This window comes from Devosia sp. MC1541, from assembly GCF_012847305.1.
Taxonomy (GTDB): domain Bacteria; phylum Pseudomonadota; class Alphaproteobacteria; order Rhizobiales; family Devosiaceae; genus Devosia.
Map to the genome: position 1 here is coordinate 28,204 of NZ_JABBDZ010000007.1, position 23,985 is coordinate 52,188.

The 23,985-nt window shown below is 58.4% G+C and carries 24 protein-coding genes and 1 pseudogene; 9 read left to right on the plus strand and 16 right to left on the minus strand.

The genetic code is table 11. The annotated features are described in order from the left end of the window. Positions 1-307: 307 nt before the first annotated feature. The 5 genes from fdxA to HKD40_RS09385 form a co-directional block, all read right to left on the minus strand. Positions 308-646, minus strand: coding sequence for a ferredoxin FdxA (gene fdxA / locus HKD40_RS09365; protein ID WP_169195483.1), 339 nt, complete (start codon positions 644-646; stop codon positions 308-310). A gap of 152 nt (positions 647-798) precedes the next feature. After that, positions 799-1,206, minus strand: coding sequence for an RNA-binding S4 domain-containing protein (locus HKD40_RS09370; protein ID WP_169195484.1), 408 nt, complete (start codon positions 1,204-1,206; stop codon positions 799-801). Positions 1,207-1,212: 6 nt separating this feature from the next. Continuing rightward, complete coding sequence (locus HKD40_RS09375) at positions 1,213-4,098, minus strand: helicase-related protein (protein WP_169195485.1); 2,886 nt, start codon at positions 4,096-4,098, stop codon at positions 1,213-1,215. A 616-nt stretch (positions 4,099-4,714) separates the two neighbouring features. Beyond that, positions 4,715-5,686 carry a ribosome small subunit-dependent GTPase A gene (gene rsgA / locus HKD40_RS09380; protein ID WP_169195611.1) on the minus strand — a complete coding sequence of 324 codons (972 nt, stop codon included), beginning with the start codon at positions 5,684-5,686 and terminating at the stop codon, positions 4,715-4,717. A 67-nt stretch (positions 5,687-5,753) separates the two neighbouring features. Then, complete coding sequence (locus tag HKD40_RS09385) at positions 5,754-5,897, minus strand: hypothetical protein (RefSeq protein ID WP_169195486.1); 144 nt, start codon at positions 5,895-5,897, stop codon at positions 5,754-5,756. Positions 5,898-6,332: 435 nt separating this feature from the next. Here HKD40_RS09385 and HKD40_RS09390 point away from each other — a divergent pair, with 435 nt between their 5' ends. Together HKD40_RS09390 and HKD40_RS09395 are read left to right on the plus strand one after the other, a co-directional pair. Then, a complete protein-coding gene (locus HKD40_RS09390) occupies positions 6,333-6,548 on the plus strand; it encodes a cold-shock protein (protein ID WP_169195487.1) in 216 nt (71 codons plus the stop codon). Between the two features lie 227 nt (positions 6,549-6,775). Beyond that, positions 6,776-7,030 carry a hypothetical protein gene (locus HKD40_RS09395; RefSeq protein WP_169195488.1) on the plus strand — a complete coding sequence of 85 codons (255 nt, stop codon included), beginning with the start codon at positions 6,776-6,778 and terminating at the stop codon, positions 7,028-7,030. A 78-nt stretch (positions 7,031-7,108) separates the two neighbouring features. Here the strand turns inward: HKD40_RS09395 and HKD40_RS09400 are convergent, their stop codons facing one another. After that, positions 7,109-8,056, minus strand: a complete 948-nt coding sequence (locus HKD40_RS09400) for an esterase (protein WP_248305993.1) — start codon at positions 8,054-8,056, stop codon at positions 7,109-7,111. A 50-nt stretch (positions 8,057-8,106) separates the two neighbouring features. Next, positions 8,107-8,718 (minus strand): glutathione S-transferase family protein, encoded by a 612-nt coding sequence (locus HKD40_RS09405; RefSeq protein ID WP_169195489.1) that lies wholly within the window; start codon positions 8,716-8,718, stop codon positions 8,107-8,109. Between the two features lie 198 nt (positions 8,719-8,916). Between HKD40_RS09405 and HKD40_RS09410 the strand changes: the two genes are divergently transcribed. Beyond that, a complete protein-coding gene (locus tag HKD40_RS09410; RefSeq protein WP_169195490.1) occupies positions 8,917-9,561 on the plus strand; it encodes a glutathione S-transferase family protein in 645 nt (214 codons plus the stop codon). A 138-nt stretch (positions 9,562-9,699) separates the two neighbouring features. Here the strand turns inward: HKD40_RS09410 and HKD40_RS09415 are convergent, their stop codons facing one another. Beyond that, the gene (locus tag HKD40_RS09415) at positions 9,700-10,308 is read right to left on the minus strand and encodes an NAD(P)H-binding protein (protein ID WP_169195491.1); all 609 of its coding nucleotides are present in this window, start codon (positions 10,306-10,308) and stop codon (positions 9,700-9,702) included. A gap of 53 nt (positions 10,309-10,361) precedes the next feature. Here HKD40_RS09415 and HKD40_RS09420 point away from each other — a divergent pair, with 53 nt between their 5' ends. Continuing rightward, a complete protein-coding gene (locus HKD40_RS09420) occupies positions 10,362-10,778 on the plus strand; it encodes a helix-turn-helix domain-containing protein (RefSeq protein ID WP_169195492.1) in 417 nt (138 codons plus the stop codon). Positions 10,779-10,978: 200 nt separating this feature from the next. Here the strand turns inward: HKD40_RS09420 and HKD40_RS09425 are convergent, their stop codons facing one another. Continuing rightward, the gene (locus tag HKD40_RS09425; protein WP_169195493.1) at positions 10,979-13,201 is read right to left on the minus strand and encodes an EAL domain-containing protein; all 2,223 of its coding nucleotides are present in this window, start codon (positions 13,199-13,201) and stop codon (positions 10,979-10,981) included. A 568-nt stretch (positions 13,202-13,769) separates the two neighbouring features. After that, entirely contained in the window at positions 13,770-14,552 is a 783-nt protein-coding gene (locus HKD40_RS09430) for a DUF3108 domain-containing protein (RefSeq protein WP_169195494.1), read from the minus strand. Positions 14,553-14,787: 235 nt separating this feature from the next. On the opposite strand from HKD40_RS09430, the gene rpmB reads away from it, so the two are divergent. Beyond that, positions 14,788-15,072 carry a 50S ribosomal protein L28 gene (gene rpmB, locus HKD40_RS09435; RefSeq protein ID WP_169195495.1) on the plus strand — a complete coding sequence of 95 codons (285 nt, stop codon included), beginning with the start codon at positions 14,788-14,790 and terminating at the stop codon, positions 15,070-15,072. A 110-nt stretch (positions 15,073-15,182) separates the two neighbouring features. Then, complete coding sequence (locus HKD40_RS09440; protein ID WP_169195496.1) at positions 15,183-15,818, plus strand: queuosine precursor transporter; 636 nt, start codon at positions 15,183-15,185, stop codon at positions 15,816-15,818. A gap of 37 nt (positions 15,819-15,855) precedes the next feature. On the opposite strand, the gene HKD40_RS09445 is transcribed toward HKD40_RS09440, so the two are convergent. The 4 genes from HKD40_RS09445 to HKD40_RS09460 all read right to left on the minus strand — a co-directional run bounded on the left by HKD40_RS09445 (position 15,856) and on the right by HKD40_RS09460 (position 20,581). Further along, positions 15,856-16,845: an esterase-like activity of phytase family protein gene (locus tag HKD40_RS09445; protein ID WP_169195497.1), complete on the minus strand. Its 990-nt coding sequence runs from the start codon at positions 16,843-16,845 to the stop codon at positions 15,856-15,858. Beyond that, entirely contained in the window at positions 16,842-18,731 is a 1,890-nt protein-coding gene (cobT, locus tag HKD40_RS09450; protein ID WP_169195498.1) for a cobaltochelatase subunit CobT, read from the minus strand. The genes HKD40_RS09445 and cobT overlap by 4 nt, the downstream gene beginning before the upstream one ends. A 134-nt stretch (positions 18,732-18,865) precedes the next feature. Further along, a complete protein-coding gene (gene cobS / locus HKD40_RS09455) occupies positions 18,866-19,849 on the minus strand; it encodes a cobaltochelatase subunit CobS (protein WP_169195499.1) in 984 nt (327 codons plus the stop codon). 105 nt (positions 19,850-19,954) lie between these two features. Next, complete coding sequence (locus HKD40_RS09460) at positions 19,955-20,581, minus strand: DnaJ domain-containing protein (RefSeq protein ID WP_169195500.1); 627 nt, start codon at positions 20,579-20,581, stop codon at positions 19,955-19,957. Between the two features lie 96 nt (positions 20,582-20,677). Here HKD40_RS09460 and HKD40_RS09465 point away from each other — a divergent pair, with 96 nt between their 5' ends. After that, positions 20,678-20,941 carry a BolA family protein gene (locus HKD40_RS09465; protein ID WP_169195501.1) on the plus strand — a complete coding sequence of 88 codons (264 nt, stop codon included), beginning with the start codon at positions 20,678-20,680 and terminating at the stop codon, positions 20,939-20,941. 3 nt (positions 20,942-20,944) lie between these two features. Here HKD40_RS09465 and aroB read toward each other — a convergent pair whose 3' ends face one another. Next, positions 20,945-22,057 carry a 3-dehydroquinate synthase gene (aroB, locus tag HKD40_RS09470; RefSeq protein ID WP_169195502.1) on the minus strand — a complete coding sequence of 371 codons (1,113 nt, stop codon included), beginning with the start codon at positions 22,055-22,057 and terminating at the stop codon, positions 20,945-20,947. Beyond that, complete coding sequence (locus HKD40_RS09475) at positions 22,057-22,644, minus strand: shikimate kinase (protein WP_169195503.1); 588 nt, start codon at positions 22,642-22,644, stop codon at positions 22,057-22,059. Before HKD40_RS09475 ends, aroB begins: the two co-directional genes overlap by 1 nt. Before the next feature lie 169 nt (positions 22,645-22,813). Between HKD40_RS09475 and HKD40_RS09480 the strand changes: the two are divergent. Continuing rightward, positions 22,814-22,936 (plus strand): annotated as a pseudogene (locus HKD40_RS09480) (histidine kinase); the annotation flags it as partial. A gap of 101 nt (positions 22,937-23,037) precedes the next feature. Next, positions 23,038-23,946 (plus strand): site-specific tyrosine recombinase XerD, encoded by a 909-nt coding sequence (locus tag HKD40_RS09485; RefSeq protein WP_169195504.1) that lies wholly within the window; start codon positions 23,038-23,040, stop codon positions 23,944-23,946. The last annotated feature ends 39 nt before the right edge of the window (positions 23,947-23,985 follow it).

A 23,985-nucleotide genomic window follows, 5' to 3' on the forward strand; every position in this document is an offset into this window, starting at 1 on the left:
CTGCCATAGATACTCAATTACTCAAACGCCGAAGCGTTTCAGGCAGCAGAGCTTCACGGTCGCCCGGATCCGCTTTCCGTGCGCCATTCACCAGATGATGTGTGTCAAAAAAATCGTGCCTAAAGGCACGGTGCTGACGGGCTCAACTGCTTATGGGAGTACCATAGCATAAAATTTCGGCAGAATCAAAAGGTACTAATCAAAGCGCGAATACTGCGCAAGCGCGCGCGCGTCACAGTTTAGCCCTTTCCCAACAAACCCTTGCGCCGCCGAGAAAAACCGGCGGCGGCAAGTTGTGTACGCAGCTTTAGTCGCCTTCGCCGGGCGTCTCAGAGAAGTACTTTTCGAGCTTACCTTCTTCGCCATCACGTTCCTTTGCTTCCGCCAAAGGATCGCGACGTTCGGTCAAATTAGGCCAAGCGGCTGCATACTTCCGATTCAGTTCAAGCCATGAGTCGAGGCCTGGCTCGGTATCGGGCTTGATCGCTTCGGCCGGGCATTCTGGTTCACACACACCGCAGTCGATGCACTCGTCCGGGTGAATGACCAGCATGTTCTCGCCTTCGTAGAAGCAGTCTACAGGACAAACTTCAACGCAGTCGGTGTACTTGCAGGAGATGCAGTTGTCGGTGACAATGTAAGTCATATTTGCAGGATTTCCCGTGGGGAAGCGACCCTAGCCTTGGGCAGGACCGGGCCAATCTCAACTGGGTTTGGTGCTAACGTGTTTTTGCCGAGGCCGCAAGGCTAGCAAGGGAGACTGTTTGGCGCAGAACAGCTCTTGGTGAATACGTTATTCTATTCCTCGAACCCATCGCGCAGACGATCGGTGTCGCGCCGCTCTTTTTTCGTCGGACGCCCTGCCCCCGGTGCCCGCTCGGCAATCGCCGCCTCATAGGGGCTTTTCTCGGATTTCGGCAGAGGTGGGGGTGAGAGATCCTCATAGAGCCCTTGGGCTTCGGCTGCCGGTCCCCGCCTTACGCCCGGATCAACAATGCGCCAGACGAGCACGCGATTGTGCAGCGCCATCGTCAGCACATCGCCTGCGCCGACCTTATGGTCACTTTTATCGGTCTTTTCGGAATTGACCCGGATGGCGCCGGTTTCGATGATCTTTTGCGCCAGAGTGCGTGACTTTACGGCACGCGAGAAAAAGAGGAACCGGTCGAGCCGCTCCTTGCGGAGCGGAACCTCGCCCGGTCTCAATTTGTCTTACTCGGACTTGCCGCGCAGCGCGGCAAGCTTTGCGAACGGGCTGTTCGGATCGAAGGCCACCTTGCGCTCTTCGCGCTGAGGAGGACGGCGATTCTCCGGACGTTCGGTCTTTTCTGGGCGAGTCTTGCCAGCCGGACGCGTATTGCGCTCTTCGCCTTCAGGACGACGTGGGCCCTTATTGCGCGGACGCTCGTTCGGACGACGTTCCTGCTGCTGCGCACCTTCGCCTTCTGGGCGACGACCACGGCCTTCAGGACGACGATTCTGGTTGTTCTCATTGTGGCGACGGCCACCTGGGAACCACACTTCGTCAAACTCAGGCTCTGCTGGAGCAGCCGGTGCAGCCACTTCTGCTTCAGCAGCAGGCGCTGCCCCTTCGGTAGCAACCGCGTCAGCAGCATCAGCCGCTGGTGCATCCGCGACGACTTCAACCGGCGCCGCAACCTTTACGGTCTTGCGCAGGCGATAGCCCAGCGATGAGAGAATCGAGGCGAAATCTTCGCCCGAGCAACCCAGCAGCGAGGTCATCTCGACCGTGACGCGGAAGCCATTGGCTTCGGCAGCACCCACTGGCAGCTCACCCTGGTATGGGCGCGATGCGTCGAGCGCGATCAGCGGACGAATGATATCGGCAAGGCGTTCGAGAATATCGATACGCACAGCGCGCTTACCGGCAACCTTAAAGCCTGCAACCTCATAAAGGCGCGTATCGACTTCAGGATCGACGAGGAAGGAGGTGCGGCCCGACAGCACGATGTGCGGAATATCGGTCACGCCTGCCTGACGCACGCCACCGTTCTTCAAAGCGAAGAGAATCAGTGCCAGCTCGCGAGGCGCGGGCTTGAGCGATAGCGGCAGGTAGATGTGGTAAGCACCAAATTTGATGCCCAGCTTACGCAGCTTGCCGCGCTCGTCCTGATCCAAACCCTTTACATCGTCGGCCATTGCCGCGCGTGGCATGACGCCAAGGTTTTCGAACAGGCGATAGGCGATGCCGCGAGCGGTGCCTTCAACGTCGGCCGGCGCTTCCAGGCTCATCACCTGCTCAAGCACGGTGTTGATGTGGTGGCGGAGCCAGAGCGACAGACGATCCTGCACGCGGTCCAAATCAGGACCGGTCAGGCTTTCGTCAGCCAGAGTGATGATACGCGGACGATAGAGGCTATCGCCTTCTGCTAGTTCCGCCACAACTTCACCGCGCCAGCGCAGACGGCCATCGGTCGTCAGCACAAATTCTTCGTTCGGCGCACCCGCGAGCCGGTCGGCTCGGTGGTGAATCTCCGGCGCGACCACAGACTCGGCCGCGGTACGAACGCCCTTGGCGTCAGTGTCGCCTTCTGTTCGGGCAAGGGTGAAGCGGAAGCCTTCGAGCGTGCCGATGAGGTGGCCTTCCAGCCGCACTTCGCCACGTTCATTGATCTCGGGAGATACCATACGTTTGTCTTTCAGATGGCGGAGCAGTACGCTGGTGCGCCTGTCGACGAACCTCTGTGTGAGCCGTTCATGTAGAGCGTCACTCAGTCGATCCTCTATGTCTCGCGTCTTTTCGCGCCAATGAATTGGGTCTTCAAGCCAGTTTTTACGATTTGCGACAAAGGTCCAAGTCCGGATTTGCTTAATCCGGTTGCTCAGAGTGTCAATGTCGCCCTCTGCATTGTCGCAAAAGCGCACCTGCTCGGCAATCCAGTCTGCGTTGACAGAACCTTTTCGCCTTAAGTCCGAGTAAATGCGCGTTACGATCTCACCATGCGCAGCAGGTGAGATGCCCTGATAATCAGGTATCTGACAACATTCCCAGAGGAGTTTGACGCTATTCTGGCCTTTTACGAGGCTTGCCGCCTCATTTCTGGCCAGAAATTCTAGTGCCAATTGGTCTGTAGCCACAGGAACTCTGGTTAAAGTTCTGTCGCTAGGCGCTTTTTCTAGTGATGCATGCAGACGCTCTAGAGATGAAAAATCTAGCGCGCTGTTGCGCCATTGCACCACTTTTATCGGCTCGAAGTCGTGTGTTTCGAGCGCAATAACCAATTCTTCGTCGAATCCCTCGGTCCCACCGGTCACGCCAAACGTGCCGTCACGCTTGTGACGACCGGCGCGGCCCGCGATTTGCCCGAGTTCGGACGGCGTCAATGGACGGCTCTGCCGCCCATCAAATTTGCTATCGTCGGCAAAAGCGACGTGCCCAATATCCAAATTGAGCCCCATGCCGATGGCGTCAGTCGCCACGAGGAAATCCACATCCCCGTTTTGATAGAGCTCCACCTGTGCATTACGCGTGCGGGGCGATAGCGCCCCCATCACCACCGCCGCGCCACCGCGTTCGCGGCGCATCAATTCGGCAATGGCGTAAACCTGCCGCGCCGAAAACGCGACAATGGCCGAACGCGCTGGCAAGCGGCTCATCTTCTTTGAGCCCGAGTAAGTCAGCTGCGAAAAGCGCGAACGCTCGATAATCTCGACATGCGGCACGAGCTTGTAGATCACCCCGGCCATGGTCAGCGACCCCAGCAGCAAGGTTTCCTGCAAGCCGCGCGTATGCAAAATGCGGTCGGTGAACACATGCCCGCGGTCAAAGTCGATCGCGGTTTGGATTTCGTCGATACACACGCAATCGACGTGAATATCGGTGGGCATGGCTTCAACCGTCGCCACCCAATAGCGCGGCTTTTCCGGCACGATGCGTTCTTCGCCCGTTACCAGCGCCACCGCCTGCACGCCCACACGCTCGACCACGCGCTGATAGACCTCGCGCGCCAGCAAGCGCAGCGGCAGACCAATCATCCCGGTGGGATGGGCCAACATGCGTTCGATGGCGAAGTAGGTCTTGCCAGTGTTTGTTGGGCCAAGGATTGCCTTGACCGGGGCGTTAGGACGGAAACTCATTAGGGCCTATGTAGTCCGTCCTTGCGGCAGTTGCGAGTACCTTCCGCACGCGTCTCGGAAAAGCACACTGTCTTCCCTGTGATCGCTGGCATTTTAACGCTCAGAACAAAATTGGAACGAAGCAGCACCGAATCGACGCCAACGCATAAATCCGCTTTTGTTCACGGCTATATATAGCGATTTTATCCCCGCAACACACAAGCGCCTGTCCACAGCGCCCCTCAATCTCCCCGCAATCCCCAAAACCCGTTCAGCTTGGTGAAAACTTCGTTAATCTTTGGGGTTTGGTAAGACTTCTGACCAAGAGGTAAACTGCACAGTCGCCAAACTATTTTAGCCCTTCACACCGTCAAACGAGGGATTGCAGGCGTCTCAGGTTTGAAATTGATAAAACAGCCCATTGACGTTCCAAAACGGGACGCCTCTCCACAGCTCTCCACCAACACCGCTCTTCCTCCCTCCCCCTGGAGGGGAGGGACTGAGGGTGGGGGGCAACAAGCCCAAGCCTCTTCACCTCGCCCCCACGGGGAGAGGTCGACGCGCAGCGTCGGGTGAGGGGGCCTTCCACCAAGCCAGAGTCATTGCCCGCTGAGTGGGGCCACCGCTCAAAACCGACTTACCCCCGGCTTTCAGCCTGCAGTTTCTTCCACCGCTCAAGGCGCTCTGGATCAAGCTCGCCAGCGGCGACTGCCGCCCGCACGGCGCATCCGGGCTCATGGTCATGGCTACAGTTGCGGAATTTGCACGAGGGCGCGAGTTCGGTGATCTCGGCAAAGAGCGTATCGAGGCCCTGCGCCACATCCTTGAGGTGCAAGCTCCGGACGCCCGGCGTGTCGATCACCCAACCACCGCCTGCCATGGCATGGAGTGATCGCGAGGTCGTCGTGTGGCGGCCTTTATCATCGCCCTGCCGGACCGCGCCGGTTAGCTGGGGGTGTCCCCCGTCAGAACCAACAAGGGTATTCACGAGCGTAGACTTGCCCACCCCCGATGAACCGACGAGCGCTACGGTTGCGCCCGGTCCGCACCAGGGGCGCAGCTTGGCCGCGGCGTCTTCTTCGCGCGCATTGAGCGAGATGACAGCCAGGCCACGCTGTAGCGCCGAGGCTTGCTGTTCCAGTGCCGCGACATCCTCTGCCAGATCGGCCTTGGTCAGCACGACGACAGGCTCTGCGCCCGCCTCATTGGCAAAGGCCAAATAGCGTTCGAGGCGCGCGAGGTTAAAGTCCGCATTGCACGAGGCAACGATGAGCAGCGTGTCGACATTGGCCGCCACCAGCTGCATCGGCTTACGCCCTTCAGCGCTGCGCTCCAGCACGGTTTTGCGATCGAGCCTGCGCACGAGGAGAGAGGTAATGGGCTCGGCCAACACCCAATCGCCCACTGCAAAATCACCAGTATTGGTGTGCGGCGGCAGCTCGAGCTGGATCTGACCGGCGGCTGACAACCCCGTCAATCGCCGGCGATGCACGCCATCGATCCGCAATGGCACAAGGTCATGCTCATCGCCCGCGAGCTGATCTTGGAAAAACGCTGACCAGCCCAAGTGGTTCAAGACCTCAGCTCCATCGTTTTCGATCTGGCTCATCATTGCCCCATCCAATGGCAAAACAGCACCAAAACAGCGCACATACTGATTTCGACGCCCTTCACTCTCAAGCGGACGCTTCGTCGGAAGCCACCGTCTCGTCGGCCTCGACCACAGGCTTGAGCTTGGCTTGCGCCTTTTCAGCCTTCTTAAGCGATTTGAGCCGGTCGCGTTCTTGACGTTCGAAATTGTAGTTTGGAGTGCGGGCCATGGGTCCTCGTCTAATGTGAACCCAAGTTCCTGATCCTTTTTGCCTTCAAACGCAAGCCGCTGCGCCGATCTCTCTGCCGCGCACGCCGTCATGCACTGGACCGACAAATTCTCTCCCTACCCAGCGACGGGTCGCCCGGGGCAATCTTTCGATTATAGTTTTAGAATTCGTCGCCTTAATGAAATTTGGACCGTTCAGCGCCGAATTATCCGACAAACGCTAGAAATAAATCCCAAAAAACATTCGTCATTGTGCTTTCTGGGCGTATCTGATATACACCTATTTACTCGTTTTCAGCCCAAGTCGGCTGCCGTTCCCCGGTGTAAACTGGGCCTTGGCTTTCTGATCAACTTTGCGAACGTTTACAACTCCATTGCATGTCGCGATGGGGTAATAGCTCGTTTTGTAGTGATCTCGAGCACTAAGGATATTCCCATGACCCGTTTGAACGGTACCGTAAAATTCTTCAACGCCACCAAGGGCTTTGGCTTCATCACGCCAGACAATGGCGGCAAGGATCATTTCGTACATATCTCCGCAGTTCAGAACTCCGGCGTTGATGGTCTGTATGAAAATGACAAGGTCAGCTACGAAGCTGAAACAGGCCGTGACGGTCGCGAGTCCGCGATCAATCTCGTTCTGGACAAGTAAGCCTTATACGGCACTTGAGGGTCGCCTACGGGCGGCCTTTTTATTTATCTGGCCCACACCAGCGCTGACCATCGGGCTCAAGCAGTCTGCCGATGCAAGCGGCCCCTCTCGCGACCAGCACCAGCGCGCAATGACGGGCAAACGCCGTCACCTAATCTGCCGCGCAGGCGTCCGTCGCCAGGCCGAAGCGTTAAGCCGATGACTGCATAAAATCTTGGAGATCTGCCATGTTGCACCGATATAAAGTCGGCGATTTGCTCGATATGCGAACCGATCTGCGCCGGAGCAATCGCCCCGCCGGAACCTGCGAAGTTTTGACATGCTTGCCGCACGAAAAAGGGCCACTCATGTATCGAGTGAAGTCCGTGAGTGAGCGGAACGAACGTGTGATGGAAGAGGCAGATTTGTCCCCGAGCGACAGCGCCAAGTCCCTCCATGAAGCCAATGAGAGCATCTTCAGCATTGCCGTGTCCAAGCGCTAATCTGAACCCGCGCAAACCCACGTCTTCGCGTCCAAACCGGGCTGATCGAGCTCTCACCAGCCCGAGCCCCCGCGCCGCCTAACGCGCATAGGCGTTAAACGGATTATCGTGCGTCAGAGCCCGCAGCGCCTCCGCGCTCACCCCGTGCTCGCCCAATTGCGGCATCATCACATCGCTCAAATGCGTATAGGGCCGCTGCTTGCCCCCGCGCGGCTGGGCGGGGTCATACCAGCCAAGGTCATGACTGACCAAAAGCTGGTCCCATTGCCCCTTTTCGTGGGCTCGCAAAATGAGCGCTCGCACCGCATCGTCCGGGTCACGCCCGACGTGGTCATATTCAATCCAAGCGCCGCGAGCGACCGCTTCATCATGCAGGCCGAGATCAGCCTCACTCTGCGTATGGATCCAGATAAAGCGATCGGCCGAATACCCTTCCTCCTCGATAATATCGATCTGCTGCAGGGCCACGCGCCCGCGAATAGTGTGGCTGCCAATAATGGCCCCGGTGCGCGCCCCTGCCCGCGCCGCGGCCCGCAAGATCCGCTCTTCGAGTGGCGAAATCCCATCGTCCCCCGCGCTGATCTTAATCCACCCGGCGCGGAAATCGGCTTCCTCCAGCCGAATAGTCAACTCCGCGACCATCCATGCTTCCAGCGCCGCATCATCGGCCGAGGCGACAAAGGGCGTGATCCAGGGCTCGCGATAACTGCCTGTCGGCACCACGATGGGGAATTGGGTCGCCTGTGAAACCGCCAGATCCAAATCCCCGCGACGCCCAACCCCTGTGGTCGAACATTCCACCAAGGCCGTCACGCCACGCTGCTTGATAGCCTCAATTTGCGGGGCCATCACCGCAACGACCTCACCTGCCTCAGCCTGCGCATAGCCCGGTTGATCAGGCGTCCGTAAATCAACAAAGACATGTTCGTGGGGCAAGATCATCCCCAGCTGCTCGCGCCGCATCGGCCCCATGCTCGTATAAAGCAAGCGCTCGCTCTGCGTGTTTCCGTGCGACGATCCGCTCATGTGCTTCTGAACTCCCCCCAAGTGACCCAAGACTAGCCGCCTGCGCCGCTTTACGCCAAATCCGCAAACGGCTCTTTCCAAGCCGGAACATCCAACAGCTGATCATGCCAGCGCCGGATATGGCTATAGTCTTCCAGCGGCAGCTTGCCCTGCACGGCAAAAGGCAGCGCGGAAGCGACGCGAAAATCGGCATAGCTCATGCGTCCGCCCACCAGCCATTCCCGTTGGCTCAGTTCGGCGTCTAAAATCGACGCAAAGCGGTGAAAATCAACCACCAGTTCCTCGACCACCTTAGGGTCGGGCTCCCCCTGCCAAGCCACTGCCGTATAATTGTAAAAGACAATATCGCCCGCAACTCTGGTAAAATGGTGCGCACTCCAGCTCACCCATTTCATCATCTCAACGTTGTGCTCATCCGGCCAGAAATCGCTGCCGGTCAGCTCAATAAGCCGCAACGCAATAGCGTCTGTCTCCCACAGCGCCACGCCATCCTCCACCAAAAGCGGCGCGAGCGAATTGGGATTGAGCCCCAAAAACGCGTCTTTGTCTGCCCCCATTGGCGCATAGCGCTTGTATTGGACCTGTGCATTGAGATGCCGCGCGACAGCCACCGCCACGCGCGGGTTCAAATTCGGCGTATAATACAAAACCCTCTCTGCCATCGTCTCCTCCCAAGGACTATCCGGCGATCCTCACCCCATCTTCCACGAAAAGCAAAACAATGCTTCCCAACGCCCCGTGGCCACCCGCGCGATGAGCCAACGGCCCCACAGTTTTCAAAACTGACCACGAGCCCCTATCCACCCTCCTGTCGTGGCGCTTAAACTGACCGTCCACCGCCCCGCGCGCAGGAGCGCCCAATGCCCACCATCACAGCCTTTAAAAACGCGCCGGATAAGGGCGCAGGATTGGCGCGAGACATGCGGGTGCGCTGGGCCCTCGAAGAGGTCGGGCAGCGCTATGATGTGCGCTTGCTAACCTTCGCCGAATTAAAGCAAGCGCCTCACCTCGCCCTGCAGCCCTTCGGGCAAATCCCGAGCTTTGAAGACGGCGATATTGCCCTTTTTGAAACAGGTGCGATTGTTCTGCACATCGCCCAGCATCACCCCGGCCTGCTGCCCGAAACCCCTGCCGAGCGCGCCAAGGCCATAAGCTGGATGTTTGCGGCATTGAGCACCATAGAGCCGCCCATTCTCGAACGGGAAAGCGCCAAATTCTTTGAGGCAGACAAAGACTGGCAGGCCGAACATTTTGCGCTCATCGACGCCCGCATCACGACGCGCCTTACCCAACTCGCCGCCGCTCTTGGCGATGCCCCGTGGCTGGTGGGCATTTTCAGCGCCGCCGATATTTTAATGGTGCATACCCTTAGCCGCTTAGGCAGCTCGGGCCTGCTCGAAAACCACCCATCTCTGGTTTCCTACATCGCCCGCGCCAAATCCCGCCCAGCTTACCAACGCGCCTTCGCCGCCCAATACGAAGTTTTCGCCAGCCTATCCAATTAACCGGTCCCTCTTCGCCTCCCTCCCCTTGAGGGGAGGGATTGAGGGTGAGGTGACGACCGAGCCCCTATATCGGGCAAAAGCACTCCCCACGCCGCTCTATAGGACATGAGGAAGCCCCCCCCCGATGCGGCAGCGCACTCAGTAAGCAGCGGTGAAGCGCTCGCGGCTGTGCTTGTGCTGTTCGAGTTCATCGACCATCGCAATGGCATAGTCAGCAAAACTGATCTTGCTCACCCCTGCTTCATCCGTGACCAGCGTATTGCCCCCCAGTCGGTAGTGTCCGAGGCGCGGACCGGCGAAAAAGTCCGCCGCCGGGGAGAAGAAGATCCAGTCGATCTCTGTGTCCCCCTTAAGATCCTCAAGGAAGGTAATCCCGCCCTGCACAAAGGGTCTGGCTTCATCAGGAAAGCCGGGGGCATCGATGAGCCGGACCCCTGGCGCAACCTCAAGGCTCCCCGCGCCACCGGTAAACAGAACCCGCCCTATGCCAGCCTGCTTGGCCGCCGCCAACAGCGTGGCTGCGGGCACGTCAAAGCGTAACGCGCTAATCACCACGTCACAGCCTTCAATCAGCTTGGAAAGTGCCGCAGCGTCGAATGCATCCCCCTTAACCGGCGTGACGCCCGGCGCCGTGAGGACGGTGTCGGGATTTGTGTCGACCGCCAGAACAACATGCCCCCGGCGAGCCAGTTCTTTGGTGATTTCCGAGCCAGCGCGGCCGCTCGCGCCCAACATTGCAACTTTCATATTTGATCTCCGATGGTTTCTATGGGAGACCTAGTGCTCGATAGGAACCAACCATGCAAGACGGCACTTTCACCCCACCAGGTTACCCCGAGGGAACCCGCCCCGCACGCGGCCGCGTCTTTGACAGTGATTGCCCGACCCGCAAATTGCTCGATCGGATCGGCGACAAATGGAGCGTGTTGATTCTTCTGGTGCTCGGCGATGAGGACACACGCTTTAATGATCTGAAGCGTCAGATCGGCGGGATTTCGCAAAAAATGCTGAGCCAAACGCTGCAGTCTCTCAAGCGGGACGGCCTTATCACCCGCGCCGTCGAGCCAACGACGCCGGTCACCGTCACCTATTCGATCACGCCCCTAGGACGCGAATTGCTGGCTGCATTGCGCTTCATGATTGATTGGGCCGAAGTTCGGCTGCCGGACGTAGAAAAAGCCCAGCGCCTTCATGACGCTGCCCTAGCCACCGATTGACTGCGCCAAGCTACAAAAATCGCTCTGCCCCATCGTCCCTTGCCTCCCTCCCCTTGAGGGGGAGAGATTGAGGGTGGGGTGACGACCGCGCCCCAACATCGGGCGAAAAGCACTCCACACCCCGCCTCGAGCAGACGTGTACAACCCAACCCGGCACCGCCGCCGTGACATTACGCCATGCGGTTACAGTCGACGACGGCTCACGCCGCAGCCGTATGTGTGATGAACGCAAATGCTTCGCTCGCGGGGAGTGGTTTGGAGACGAAATAGCCCTGAATGGTCTCGCAGCCTGTCTCCAACAAAAACTTCATCTGCGCTTCGGTCTCTACGCCCTCTGCCACGATCTGCAGGCCCAATTTATGGGCGATCGCAATGATCGCCGAAGTTAAGGCCTCACCATCACTATCGTGCGGGATGTCAGCAATGAATGACCGGTCAATCTTAAGCTTCGAAACAGGAAAACGTTTCAGCGCGGTCAAGCCGGAGTAGCCCGTCCCGAAGTCGTCAATGGCTAAGGTGACACCCATGGCCCCAAGTTGCCGCATCAATTCAAGCGCCAGCGGCAAATCTGGCATCATCAGGCTTTCAGTAATCTCGAGTTCGAGATTGTGCGGGCTCAAACCAGCCTCTGCGAGCGCGTCTTGCACGTCACTCAGGACAGTGCGCTCTTTGAACTGTCGTGGAGAGACATTCACGCAGACCTTAAAATCAGGCCCGAGCGTATCGACCCATTGTTTACACTGGCGACACGCCTCGCCGAGCACCCAGCGCCCCAGCGCGACGATCAAACCATTGTCTTCGGCAAGCGGTATAAAATGCGCTGGTGCGATCAAGCCGTGCACTGGGTGGTTCCAGCGGACCAAAGCCTCGACACAATTGATCTGTCCGGTGCGCTGATTGAACTGGGGCTGATAGTGCAAAACGAATTCGTTTTCACGCAAAGCACGCCGCAGTTCCTCGGTTTTTGCGAGCTTTTGCTTACTGCTATCCAGGATGTCTTGGGAAAACACCATCAAGCTGTCGCGACCGGATTCCTTGGCGTGATACATCGCGGCATCAGCATGGGCCAATAGTGTGGTGGCGTCAGACCCGTGTTCCGGATGCATGGCGACACCCACGCTGGACGTCATTTCGAGCATCATGTCATGAACGGGGATCGGCTCCGCGACCGCCGCCCGCAAGGCTTCCAGCCGGTCGATCACATTCTCTTTCAGCTTGCTCATCAGGATGACAAACTCGTCGCCGCCAACGCGAGCGACGATGCCGTCTTCCCCCACTTCGCGCTCAAGCCGCATCGCGATAACCTTGAGCAGCTCATCACCCGTGGCATGACCAAGCGTGTCATTGACGTGCTTAAAATTGTCGAGGTCTAGGAAGGCCAAAGCGAGCTGACCACCGACGTCTTTTGCCGACGCAAGGGTCACCTCAAAGGCTAGCTCCATGGAGCCGCGGTTTAATAGCCCGGTCAATCCGTCATGCGTGGCCAAAAAGCGAACGCGTTCTTCCGTTTGTCGGCGTTCGATGGCGATACCGGCAAGATGGGCCGCGATCCCGATCAATTCGTTGAGTTTAGCGTCAGGGGGGCCGCGCTCTGGCGAGTACAAGGCAAAGGTCCCCAAAACCTCCCCGTGGGAGGAGCGGATTGGGGTAGACCAGCAGGCTTGGTAACTCACGCCTTCAACCAGATGGAGGAAGTTGCTCCACCGGTAATCACTGGCAATATCGGACACGACAACTTGTTCATTGAACCATGCCGCGGTGCCACAGCTGCCAACCTCGGGGCCGATTGGCACGCTTTGGATGCGTTGCTTGTAGATCTCCGGCATGGACGGACCTGACGCCAGCAATAGGCTCTGCCCGTCCTCCGACCGGATCATCACCGAGCCCGAGACATTCACGGTCTGGGTCTCGATCATCAAAATCAGTTCGTCGAGAACTCTGTCGAGTTCAACACCTGTCGCCACGAGTTCAAGGAGGCGCGCCTGCGCCTGCACCAATTGCTCGGCCATTTTGCGAGAAGTGATGTCGCGCGACATGCCAATGACGCCGACCGTGTGACCGTGCTTATCCCGCAAAGGGGCTCGCGACATCATCAACCAACGGTCGCCATTGCCGCCAAGAGAAATCTCCTCGATCCCGAGATCGGGTACTCCCGTCGCGATCACCCGGGTCTCCACATCGGTAATTTTCTTTGCATCAGCGTAGGGATGCAGATCAAAATCTGTTTTCCCAAGGATTTGGTCGATGTTGTCCAGCCCATTAGCGCGAACGACCGCCTCGTTGGCGAAGAGTAAGCGCCCGTCCAGATCCTTTATATAGATGTAATCTGGAAACTGGTTGATCATCGCTTCCAGCCACTCATACCTGCCATGGTCGGTCGACAGTTGAAGCCTTTGACTGGTCCGGCGAAGTTGGTCTGACATGTTCGTTCGGTTCCGACCGAGGCCTTAAGTCGGCCTATTGGGGTCATACTCTCTTGGACTAACCCCAGTATACAACCAGCGACCCGCTAAATCGAAGTTAAGAAGCTCGGCACTTTCTGAACTAGGACCAGTGCCCAACGCCCTCAAAATCCCTGAGCGCCATTGCTTTGGACAGCGCCGGAAACGCCTCGTCGTAACGGGCATTGGAACCAGAGCGGTGCAATTTTTCGTCAACACAACCAAAGTCTTTCGCCCCGACGCCTCGCTCAAATGTCCCCTCCCCGCACCCGCCACTAATCCCCGCACCGGAAACGTCACGCATCATCTCAACAGCCACGCCCGTGCGCGCTTCTCGCCCCTCCCAAAAAAACGCAGCCACCTTTGATGGTGCAAAGTTTTTCGCCCTCGCGTCACGACCCCGCGCCCGAAAAGGCCACGCCCATGCCCACGCTGGCGCCCAAAAGTGCCAGCGTCATGCCCAAGATGGGCCAATCCGCGCCCATAAAAAAAATCGGGGCCAAAGCCCCGATACTTTCGATGATCACAATGCCGTGAGTTTTACGCCTAATCAGGACTGCATCTGAGTGAGAACCATCGACAGATCGCCCATGCTGGTGCCGACGATCACGCGGTAGGGAATAAAGTACCCGCTGTCCGCCAGCGGCGCATACCAGATGATGATGCGCGAGCTGTCAGCTAAATAGCTTGTCATTTCCGAGCTGGTGAAATGGCCGGACACTGGCTGATATTCCAGCGAACAGGCCACCAGCGGCCCCTGATAGCCGGTGCGCGGCGAGGTCGCTTCATCCTGCTTGAGATAGCCGGTCTTGATGTTGAAGCGCTCCACCCCAGTAAAAATGGGGAGCGTCTGGTTACACAAGGATTGATCGAGCGCCGTACCCTTGAGCACGAACGACGACAGAAAGTCTTGCACACCAGTAAGATGGCGGCGCTCTACAGCAACGCGATCATAGCTATCGAGCACAGGTGGCTCGACAGTGAAGGCCGTTACATTGCGATTGGCATAGTCCACATTGACATTAAACCGCTCGCCATTGGCGCGGGTCTCTAGCTGGAAACTGTCGCTCAGCAGACGCTGCCCATTGGACGGGCCACGCGACTGCGCTGTCGCCGTACCGCTGGCGACAACGGAGCCAAGCCCTGTCACATTTGCTGCGAGATCAAGATTATAGCGCGCGCCATCGTCCTTGAGTTTAACGTCGAGCAAGGCCACATTGATCCCGCCAACGGTGATCACATAGCTGGCTTTGGCCTCGACGGGCGCTGCGGAAATTGGCAGTGCCGTCATAGGGATAAGGGCAGCCAGCAGGGCAAAGGCAGGACGGATCATGGGTTTCTCGGCCACACTAACCCGCCGGTAATGCTGCCGGACGGGACGAATCAGGGATATCATCCAACCTGCCGTTCCGATGAGTCCTAAGCAAGGCGCTCACGACGCTTTACCCCGGCCTCGCCTTGACGCAGCCAGACTCTTTGTCTAAAGACCGCGCTATATCTCTTCACAAACGAGGCCCGTTGCAGGCAAGCCTGCCACGAAGGACCTTTACACAAACAGGATATTGAATATGGCACGTCGCTGCGAACTCACCGGTAAGGGCGTTATGGTTGGCAACAGCGTTTCGCACGCTCTCAACCGCACCCGTCGTCGTTTCCTCCCGAACCTGGTCAACGTGACCCTGCTTTCCGACGCGCTGAGCCGCCCGGTTAAGCTGCGCATTTCTGCTGCAGCTCTCCGTACCGTTGAGCACCGCGGTGGTCTCGATGCCTTCCTGCTCAAGCAGGCTGACGCTGACCTCTCCCCACTCGCTCTGGGCATCAAGAAGGAAATCCGCGCCACTCTCGCTGGCTAAGCGGTTTCTGTTCTGACAAGTTTTGACCGCGTGGGGCTCAACCAGTTCCGCGCGGTTTTTTATTCCGCCTCGGCCGATTGCCGATCAGTGGATCACATAAGGATAGTCTGATGCTGTCTCGCTTTTTGGTGGCTATTGCCGCCATGGTGGCCTGTGTGGCCGCCTCGAATATTCTCGTCCAGTTTCCGGTAAACGCCTCTATTGGCAGTGTAAACTTGGGTGACCTCCTCACATGGGGTGCCTTCACCTACCCAATTGCCTTCCTCGTTACCGATCTGTCCAACCGCGCCTTTGGCCCCGAAAAAACCCGGCTCGTCGTGGTCGCCGGCTTCTGCGTTGCGGTTGTTCTCTCCATCTGGCTCGCGACCCCGCGTATTGCTATTGCCTCGGGCTCGGCCTTCCTCGTCGCTCAACTGCTCGACGTCTCGATCTTCCATCGCCTACGCAATAGCGCTTGGTGGAAAGCACCTGTTTTCTCATCGCTTTTCAGCTCGGCGCTCGACACGATCATCTTCTTCTCCCTTGCCATGGCCCCCGCCTTTGCCGGAATTGATGCCTTCTTCGGCATGGAAGATTCCTCGCTCGCCTTCCCGGCCCCTCTCCTCGGTGTCGGTTCCGAGGTCGAGCTCTGGCAGTCGCTGGCTTTAGGCGACTTCCTCGTCAAGCTATTGATGGTTGTACTGCTCCTCGCCCCCTACAAGGCGATCCGCGATCTCGTCTTGCGCCGCATGCCGGTCGCTGCCTAACGAGCGCTAATCTCTCATAAAATGCTTCTGCCGGGGATCACTCCGGCAGAGCAAATTCCAGCAGCAGCGTGCGCTGCCAATCGTTGAAATTATTGTCCGAGCCGATGACAATTCGGGTTTCCCCATTGGGGGCCTGATGGACGAGCAAGCTCTCCATATTGTCGATCTCGCCGCCCTGCGCCGAGAGCAACACCTCGCCCCCCATCAGATTTCCGGCCTGCACATCCTCCGCTTTCACACGCGTTAAGCGCATGACAAAGCTGATCAATTGCACACCCCGCTCAAGCACCAGCAAATCGCCATTGGGCAGGAATTTGCAATCGGTTGGGTTCACGACTGGCGAGTTGACATAGCTCACATCACCCTTGTCGCGATTGCCCAAAATGGTGCCGCGGTGATTACCGTCGCCGTCGAGAACATCTTCCATCAGCCACAGGGTCGAGCCCCCAATCGGGGAGGCTGGAGGAGCCACACAGATGGCCTCCAGCGACCGATTGGTTCGTGCTTGGCTGACCCACTCAGGAACGGCCACTTCCCGTGCGGCCCCGCCCGGACGGCCATCAGTGATAGCAAAATCGGCGACCCGCGTCAGGTTCTCAAAGCCCACCCGAACGGCCGATGGCACACCATCGCGCCAGACCGTGTCGACGCCTTCGGCATCGCGCGCAAACTGGCGCGGCAGCACCTCGCCTTTGGAGTTGCGCATGGGCTCTATGCTCACGCCAATAAAGCCAAAAAGACGATTGCTTTGGTCGTAAGCCAGCTGACCAGAAACGAAATTGCCCCGGTCTGAGACGAAGGCAACGCGCTGGTTCGCGCCCGTCAGCGTCAGGCCCGATAGGCCGCCAAAAGTGTCGTCTTGGCTTTGCAGCGTTACCCCGCCGCGAAAGATCAGCCCATCAACCCATTGGTCAACGTCTACCCCTTTGAACCGCAACACCGGCGCTGCCGAAACCGTCACATCCACTGCGCTGACCGGCATGGTCAAAGCAAGGATAACAGCAGCAGCGCCTAGGCTTCGGATCATCGGCGTGTCCGTCTCCGCGCTTGGGCGGGGAGCTCTTCATCAAACAGCGAGGCCAATTCGTCGGTCAGCGCGCCTGCCAGCTCTTCAGCATCGAGCAGGGTGACCGCCCGGCGATAGTAACGGGTCACATCGTGACCGATACCCACCGCCACCAGCTGAATGGGCGAGCGTGTTTCAATATCTTCAATCACTTGGCGCAAATGCGCTTCGAGGTAATTGCCAGCGTTCACCGACTGGGTGGAGTCATCGACCGGCGCACCGTCTGAAATCACCATCAGAATGCGACGCTGTTCAGGGCGCGCCATCAGCCGCTTGCGGGCCCATTCCAGTGCTTCCCCGTCGATATTTTCCTTGAGCAGGCCTTCGCGCATCATCAGGCCAAGGTTGCGGCGCGCATGACGCCACGGCTCATCGGCCGCCTTGTAGATAATGTGGCGGATGTCGTTGACGCGACCCGGGTTCTGCGGACGATTGGCCTCAAGCCAAGCCTCACGGCTCTTGCCGCCCTTCCAGGCGCGGGTGGTGAAACCAAGGATCTCAACCTTGACGCCGCAACGCTCCAGCGTCCGCGCTAAGATATCACCACAGATCGCCGCAATGGTGATCGGGCGACCGCGCATCGAGCCAGAATTGTCGATGAGCAGAGTGACAACCGTATCGCGGAAGTCAGTGTCGTTTTCGACCTTAAAGCTCAGCGCCTGCATTGGGTCAGTGACAACACGGGTCAGCCGCGCGCTATCCAGCAGGCCTTCTTCGAGGTCAAACTGCCAGGAGCGGTTCTGCTTGGCCATAAGGCGGCGCTGCAGCTTATTGGCGAGGCGCGCAACGGCACCAGCAAGATTTTCCAGCTGTTTGTCGAGCAGCGCCCGTAGCTGATCAAGCTCATCAGGCGGGCACAGCTCGGCCGCCTTGACGATCTCGTCATACTTGGTCGTAAACACCTTGTAATTGAAGGTGTTGGAGAGCTTGGTGTCAGCGTCCTTAGCGGGCGGCGGCATCGGCGCGTCTTCGCCCGACTCCGCTTCGGCGTCTTCGTCCACGTCAGCCATATCGGCTTCCATGCCTTCAACGTCGCCGGTCTCTTCGCTTTCCCCGCTCTGCTGATCCTGATCGGAATTCTGCTCTTCGTTTTCCCCTTCGCCGTCTTCTGGCGATTGGTCTGAACCCTGCGCCTGCTCGGGCTGGTTCTCGTCAGCATTGTCCTCGTCGTTTTCCGAAGGATCGTCCAGCTCGCCCTCGGCCAGCAGGTTGAGATCGCGCAGCACGGAGCGCGCAGCCTTCGAGAACGCGTCTTGGTCTTCGTAGGTGTTCAGCAGCGCCTCAATAGAGGTGCCAGCCTTAGCTTCGATTTCCCCACGCCAGAGATCAACCAGCGCATGGCCTGACGGCGGCACAGGCACGCCCGCAAGCTTTTCACGCAGCATCAGGCCCAAGGCCTCGGCGAGCGGCGCATCGCTTTGCTCGGACACCTCTGCAAAATTGGCACGGAACAGGCGGTCTTCCAACATTTCGTGGATGTTGTGCCCCATCCCCTCCATGCGGATACAGCCTAGAGATTCAACGCGGGCTTGTTCGAGCGCATCAAAAGCGGCGCGGGCCTGCGGGTCCATGGGGACGCGTTTGCGGTGCGTTTCGGGGTTGTGGCTGGCCAGACGCATCGCCATGGCGTCGCCCTGCCCACGGGCAATAGCAATATCGCGCTTGCTCGGCAGTCGCGGCAGATTGGCAATCCGCGCCTTATCCGAAGTCAGAAGGGGACGGTCAGCGGTGAAGGTGACTTCCAGCTCAGCAGTGCCAGCAATGGCGCGCACAGTCGCGCCCATGGCGCTTTTGAACACCTGCGTGTGGTCTGGCTTATTGGCTTTGCTGCGAGGAGGAGTTGCCATGGTTTCATCCGGTGTGCGGACGCCGACGCACCGTTCTATTCCGGCGTCATTCCTGCCAGTGGGCAAGAACCTCGTTCCATGACCTTTTTAGAACACCGCTCTTGAGGAGACCCCCAAGAGCGGCGTTTCAAAAATTAGGCCGACACTGCCAGGTTGGCAGAGCTTTCCGGCAGATCTTCGCCGAAGACGCGCTGATAAAACTCAGCCACAACCGGGCGTTCAAGCTCATCGCACTTGTTGAGGAAGGTGAGACGGAAGGCAAAGCCAACATCGCCACCAAAGATCTGCGCGTTTTCAGCCCAGGTGATCACGCCACGGGGGCTCATCACGGTCGAGATATCGCCATTGATGAAGCCGGAACGGGTGAGATCGGCCAAGCGAACCATGTTCGACACGGTCTTCTTGCCCTTTTCAGTTTCGGCATAGACCTTGTTCTTGGCCAGAACGATGCCGACTTCCTTGTCGTGTGGCAGGTAGTTCAGCGTGGTGACGATCGACCAACGGTCCATCTGACCTTGGTTGATCTGCTGCGTGCCGTGATAAAGGCCCGAAGTATCGCCCAGACCAATGGTGTTGGTGGTAGAGAACAGGCGGAACGCCGGATGCGGAACAATAACGCGGTTCTGGTCGAGTAGGGTCAAACGACCCGACTGTTCCAGAACGCGCTGGATCACGAACATCACGTCCGGTCGACCAGCATCGTATTCGTCGAACACCAGAGCGACATTGTTCTGCACCGCCCACGGCAAAATACCGTCGCGGAATTCGGTGATTTGCTTGCCGTCCTTGAGCACGATCGCGTCCTTACCGACGAGATCGATACGCGACACGTGGCTGTCGAGGTTAACGCGCACCAGCGGCCAATTCAGACGCGCTGCAACCTGCTCAACGTGGGTCGACTTACCCGTGCCATGATAGCCCTGCACCATCACGCGGCGGTTGTAGGCAAAGCCTGCAAGGATCGCCAGCGTGGTGTTGCGGTCGAACAGATAATCGGGATCGAGCGGCGGCACATGATCGGTGCGCTCTTTATAGCCCATGACCTTCATATCGGTGTCGATACCGAAGAGTTCCCGCGCGCTGTATTCAGTGTCGGGCAGGTTGGCAAATTCAGTCATGGTCTGGGCTCGTCGATTATCTGAACTGGCAAATTAGGCACAGCGTCTATAGCAGCTTCGTCTCTGGGCGGGTAGGTGTTGGATCACCCCTATTTGCCCCTAGACTTAGCGCACCACCAGACCTGATTTCTTGAGTTGAGAATAGGCTGCAATAACCGCACGAAGACGCTCTTCAGACGAAGAGTCGCCGCCGTTAACGTCCGGGTGGTGCAGCTTTACAAGGTTCTTGTAAGCGGTCTTAATCTCGTCAGAACTTGCACGGGCGGCAAAGCCCATGGTTTCCAGCGCACGACGATCAAGCTCGCTCAGCGGCTTAACGCGTTCCGAGGCTGGCTTCTTGCTCTGCTGATAGCGGTAGCGAGCGAAGACACCAAACGGATCGCCATATTTGTCGCCTGGGCGGCCCGGCATCTGTGTGCTCGCAGCGCGTGCAGCCCCCGGATTGCCTGTAGCAAAGGTCGAACGGCTTTCCGCCTTGGGCGGCGTATGTAGCGCTTCGTCGAGCTCTTCCGGGCTCATGCCAGCAAAATAGTTGAACGCCTTGTTGTAGTGACGGACGTGTTCGAGACAGAAGGTATGGTACTGACCTTCAGAGCGCGGGCCCTTTGGAGCCTTATATTCGCCGGCCTCTTGGCAGCCTTCCCAATCACACGTGATCTCGATCGCGGCAGGCTTGTCATCCTGACGCTTACTAATGCGGATACTATCGAAGAGCTTAGATTGCGGTTTCATTGCACTCATTTGTTGCATCGGGGCGGTTGAAAAGCGGTTTCCCTCTTTCAACCCGATGCTCTAGTTACGTCTTCAAACCAAAGCGGAGCCGACCCAATGTCCATGGTGGACACCATTCGAGCCAAGCTCACAGAACAATTCGACCCCACCCATCTTGAGGTCATCGATGAATCTCACCACCACGCGGGCCACGCCGGCTGGCGCGAAGGCGGTGAAACTCATTTTCGTGTCAGAATCGCGACCCGCAATTTTGACGGGATGACACGCATTGCGCAACACCGCGCTGTTATGGGAGCACTTAACGATGAGTTGAAGACGCAAATCCATGCGCTCAACATCCAAGTGCTGAAATCCGAGTGACGCCTAAGCGCGCATCTCGTTGAGATAATCTCTGACCGCCGTGGGGTCGACATTCTTTTCTATGAAAGAGCGTCCGATCCCGCGGGTCAGAATGAATGTCAGAGCACCCCGGCTCACCTTTTTGTCCTGCGCGATGGCGGCCATCAACGTCTCGGTCGAACCGAGAGGTCCGGGAATATCTGCCAATGTGGTAGGCAAGCCGACGGCCTTCAAGTGCGCCTCTACCCGGGTTTTGTCCTGCCCCGGCGCCAAGCCGAGCTTGGTCGAAAACCCATGAGCCAAGACCATGCCGATGGCAACGCCTTCGCCATGCAGCAGCCGGTCGGAATAGCCAGTGTCCTTTTCCAACGCATGGCCAAAGGTGTGCCCAAGATTGAGCAAGGCGCGCACGCCGATTTCTTTTTCGTCTTCGATGACGACCCGCGCCTTATGCGCACAGCACCGCGCAATGGCTTCGCCACGGGCGACGCCGCCATTGAAAATCTCCACCCGGTTAGCGTCCAACCAATCGAAGAACTCAGGGTCATCGATGAGGCCGTATTTGACCACTTCGGCATAACCCGCCGCGAACTGGCGCGCATCAAGCGTATCGAGTGTCGAGAGATCGGCCAGCACCAGCTTTGGCTGATGGAAAGCGCCGACAAGGTTTTTGCCATGCGGGGAGTTGATCCCGGTCTTGCCGCCCACCGACGAATCGACCTGCGCCAGAAGCGATGTTGGCATCTGGATGAAATCCATGCCGCGACGGGTGATCGAGGCTGCAAAGCCTGCCAGATCACCAATCACGCCGCCACCGAGCGCAATGACGAGGTCGCCGCGTTCCAACTTCGCCGACAGCAATCCCTCGACCACATCTTCGAGCACCGCATAGCACTTGCTGGCTTCCCCGGCAGGAACAACCACTGTGCTGTACGACAGGCCCGCGTCTTCTAGGCTTTTGACGAGACGCGGCAGCTGCGCCCGAGCCACGTTTTCATCGGTGACGATGCCATAGCGACGCCCCGGAAATTTTTCTGCCAGAACAGCACCCGCATCATCCAGAAGGCCCGGCCCGATGAGGATGTCATAGGCGCGCTCGCCCAGCGCGACATGCACGGTGTGGTCGATTTGAGCCATTATTTCTTTGTCCTGAGGTAGTCGAGAACCGCCGACACGATGTCTGTCGCAACAGTTTCTTGCGGCACATCACGGCTCATCACCGTCACGTCAGCCGCTTCATAAATCGGGTAGCGCTCAGCAATGAGCTTCTCAAGCGTTCCTCTTGGGTCCTGCGTCTGCAAAAGCGGACGATTGGAGCGGCGCGAGACGCGCTCAAACAACACATCCGCATCAGCCTTGAGCCAGACAGAAAGGCCTTCATCCTTGATCGCCGCGCGTGTTTCGGGCTGCACAAAAGCACCGCCACCGGTCGCCAGGATAATGTCTTTTTCTTTGAGAAGACGCGAGATAACGCGCAGCTCGCCAGCGCGAAACTCGACTTCGCCCCTTTGAGCGAAAATCTCGGGAATGGTCATTTGCGCCGCGCGTTCGATCTCTTCGTCGCTATCGACAAAGAGGCGCCCCATGCGATTGGCCAAGCGCCGCCCAACGGTCGTTTTGCCCGCGCCCATCATGCCCACGAGCACAATCGGCTTGCCCCCAAGTCTGTTCACCAGGGCCTTCGCCCGGCCTTGCTTCGCACCGCCGCCGTCGCCGTTTTTCACCTGAGGCCCTCTGCATTCACTCTCGCTTTCAACCGATCAGCGCGCAAGCTGTCAAGCGAAGCCTTGGACCAGTTGATTAAACAGCGTGAAATCGGTCAGATTGACCACAGAAACACATCAGCAGATTTTGCGCACTCATCAGGCCGGGCGCGCGGCGCGAAGGACCAAAATGCCTACACTATTCCGGATGCTCATCACGCTGATTTTCCTTGGCGGCTTGGTCTATGCTGGCATGTTCGCCCTCATCAGCTTTGTCGAGCCAACCCCGAAAGAGGTTAGCCAGCGCGTGCCGACGCGTGACCTTCTCGGGCCAACCGGCGCAGGCACAAACGGCGGCACGGGCGCAGGGTCGATGCTGCCGCAGCCCAATGTTACCAGCCAGCCAGCTGCCCAATGAGTGGGACCCATCTCGTCGGCGCTTTTCTTGAAATGATGAGCGCCGAACGCGGCGCGGCGGCCAATACACTCGATGCCTACCGCCGCGATCTCAATGACTATGCCGATTTCGTTGCCGACCGCAGCGAGACCCTACTCACCTGCACGCGCGACAGTGTGACGGCCTATCTCGATTGGCTGCATGCCACAGGCCTGTCGGCCTCCTCCGCCGCGCGCCGCCTATCGGCCATTCGCCAGTTCCACAAATTCCTCTGCGCCGACAATCTGCGCGGCGATAATCCAACACGCATTGTCGCCTCTCCGCGCACGGCGCGCGCCTTACCCAAAGTGCTCTCTGTGGAAGAAGTGGATAAACTGCTCTCGCTCGCCGAAGAGGAAGCAAACGCCTCCCAGGAGCCGGCAAAACAGCTCAATGCCCAGCGCCTTTATGTGCTGCTCGAACTGCTCTACGCCACCGGGCTGCGCGTTTCTGAGCTGGTCAGTCTGCGCCGTGCTGCGGTACTGCGCGAAGCCGCCTACATCACCGTCGTGGGCAAGGGCAAAAAAGAGCGCGTTGTTCCTATGAACGACCGTGCACGAGATGCTGTGCGCTCTTGGCTTACGCAACTGCCGCCCGGTCCTTGGCTTTTTCCAGCCAAGGGTGAGGATGGCTATTTGGCCCGTCAGGTCTTTGGCCGCGATTTGAAAGCGCTGGCGGCCCGATCCGGCATTTCCGCAAACCGAGTCGCACCCCACGTTCTCCGCCACGCCTTCGCCAGCCATCTGCTCGCCGGTGGGGCAGATTTGCGCATTGTCCAAACGCTGCTTGGCCACGCCGATATTTCGACAACCCAGATTTACACCCATGTTCTGGACGAAAAACTGCGCGATCTGGTCGAAACGCATCACCCTTTGGCCAACTCGTGATGCTCCATCCTCACGAAATTGGAACCAATTCTCTCGCTA

Excerpts from the sequence above, each read along its gene's own strand:
- fdxA (WP_169195483.1), bottom strand. The coding sequence starts at position 646 with ATGACTTACATTGTCACCGACAACTGCATCTCCTGCAAGTACACCGAC.
- HKD40_RS09375 (WP_169195485.1), bottom strand. The coding sequence starts at position 4,098 with ATGAGTTTCCGTCCTAACGCCCCGGTCAAGGCAATCCTTGGCCCAACA.
- rsgA (WP_169195611.1), bottom strand. The coding sequence starts at position 5,686 with ATGAGCCAGATCGAAAACGATGGAGCTGAGGTCTTGAACCACTTGGGC.
- HKD40_RS09385 (WP_169195486.1), bottom strand. The coding sequence starts at position 5,897 with ATGGCCCGCACTCCAAACTACAATTTCGAACGTCAAGAACGCGACCGG.
- HKD40_RS09390 (WP_169195487.1), top strand. The coding sequence starts at position 6,333 with ATGACCCGTTTGAACGGTACCGTAAAATTCTTCAACGCCACCAAGGGC.
- HKD40_RS09395 (WP_169195488.1), top strand. The coding sequence starts at position 6,776 with ATGTTGCACCGATATAAAGTCGGCGATTTGCTCGATATGCGAACCGAT.
- HKD40_RS09400 (WP_248305993.1), bottom strand. The coding sequence starts at position 8,056 with ATGAGCGGATCGTCGCACGGAAACACGCAGAGCGAGCGCTTGCTTTAT.
- HKD40_RS09405 (WP_169195489.1), bottom strand. The coding sequence starts at position 8,718 with ATGGCAGAGAGGGTTTTGTATTATACGCCGAATTTGAACCCGCGCGTG.
- HKD40_RS09410 (WP_169195490.1), top strand. The coding sequence starts at position 8,917 with ATGCCCACCATCACAGCCTTTAAAAACGCGCCGGATAAGGGCGCAGGA.
- HKD40_RS09415 (WP_169195491.1), bottom strand. The coding sequence starts at position 10,308 with ATGAAAGTTGCAATGTTGGGCGCGAGCGGCCGCGCTGGCTCGGAAATC.
- HKD40_RS09420 (WP_169195492.1), top strand. The coding sequence starts at position 10,362 with ATGCAAGACGGCACTTTCACCCCACCAGGTTACCCCGAGGGAACCCGC.
- HKD40_RS09425 (WP_169195493.1), bottom strand. The coding sequence starts at position 13,201 with ATGTCAGACCAACTTCGCCGGACCAGTCAAAGGCTTCAACTGTCGACC.
- HKD40_RS09430 (WP_169195494.1), bottom strand. The coding sequence starts at position 14,552 with ATGATCCGTCCTGCCTTTGCCCTGCTGGCTGCCCTTATCCCTATGACG.
- rpmB (WP_169195495.1), top strand. The coding sequence starts at position 14,788 with ATGGCACGTCGCTGCGAACTCACCGGTAAGGGCGTTATGGTTGGCAAC.
- HKD40_RS09440 (WP_169195496.1), top strand. The coding sequence starts at position 15,183 with ATGCTGTCTCGCTTTTTGGTGGCTATTGCCGCCATGGTGGCCTGTGTG.
- HKD40_RS09445 (WP_169195497.1), bottom strand. The coding sequence starts at position 16,845 with ATGATCCGAAGCCTAGGCGCTGCTGCTGTTATCCTTGCTTTGACCATG.
- cobT (WP_169195498.1), bottom strand. The coding sequence starts at position 18,731 with ATGGCAACTCCTCCTCGCAGCAAAGCCAATAAGCCAGACCACACGCAG.
- cobS (WP_169195499.1), bottom strand. The coding sequence starts at position 19,849 with ATGACTGAATTTGCCAACCTGCCCGACACTGAATACAGCGCGCGGGAA.
- HKD40_RS09460 (WP_169195500.1), bottom strand. The coding sequence starts at position 20,581 with ATGAAACCGCAATCTAAGCTCTTCGATAGTATCCGCATTAGTAAGCGT.
- HKD40_RS09465 (WP_169195501.1), top strand. The coding sequence starts at position 20,678 with ATGTCCATGGTGGACACCATTCGAGCCAAGCTCACAGAACAATTCGAC.
- aroB (WP_169195502.1), bottom strand. The coding sequence starts at position 22,057 with ATGGCTCAAATCGACCACACCGTGCATGTCGCGCTGGGCGAGCGCGCC.
- HKD40_RS09485 (WP_169195504.1), top strand. The coding sequence starts at position 23,038 with ATGAGTGGGACCCATCTCGTCGGCGCTTTTCTTGAAATGATGAGCGCC.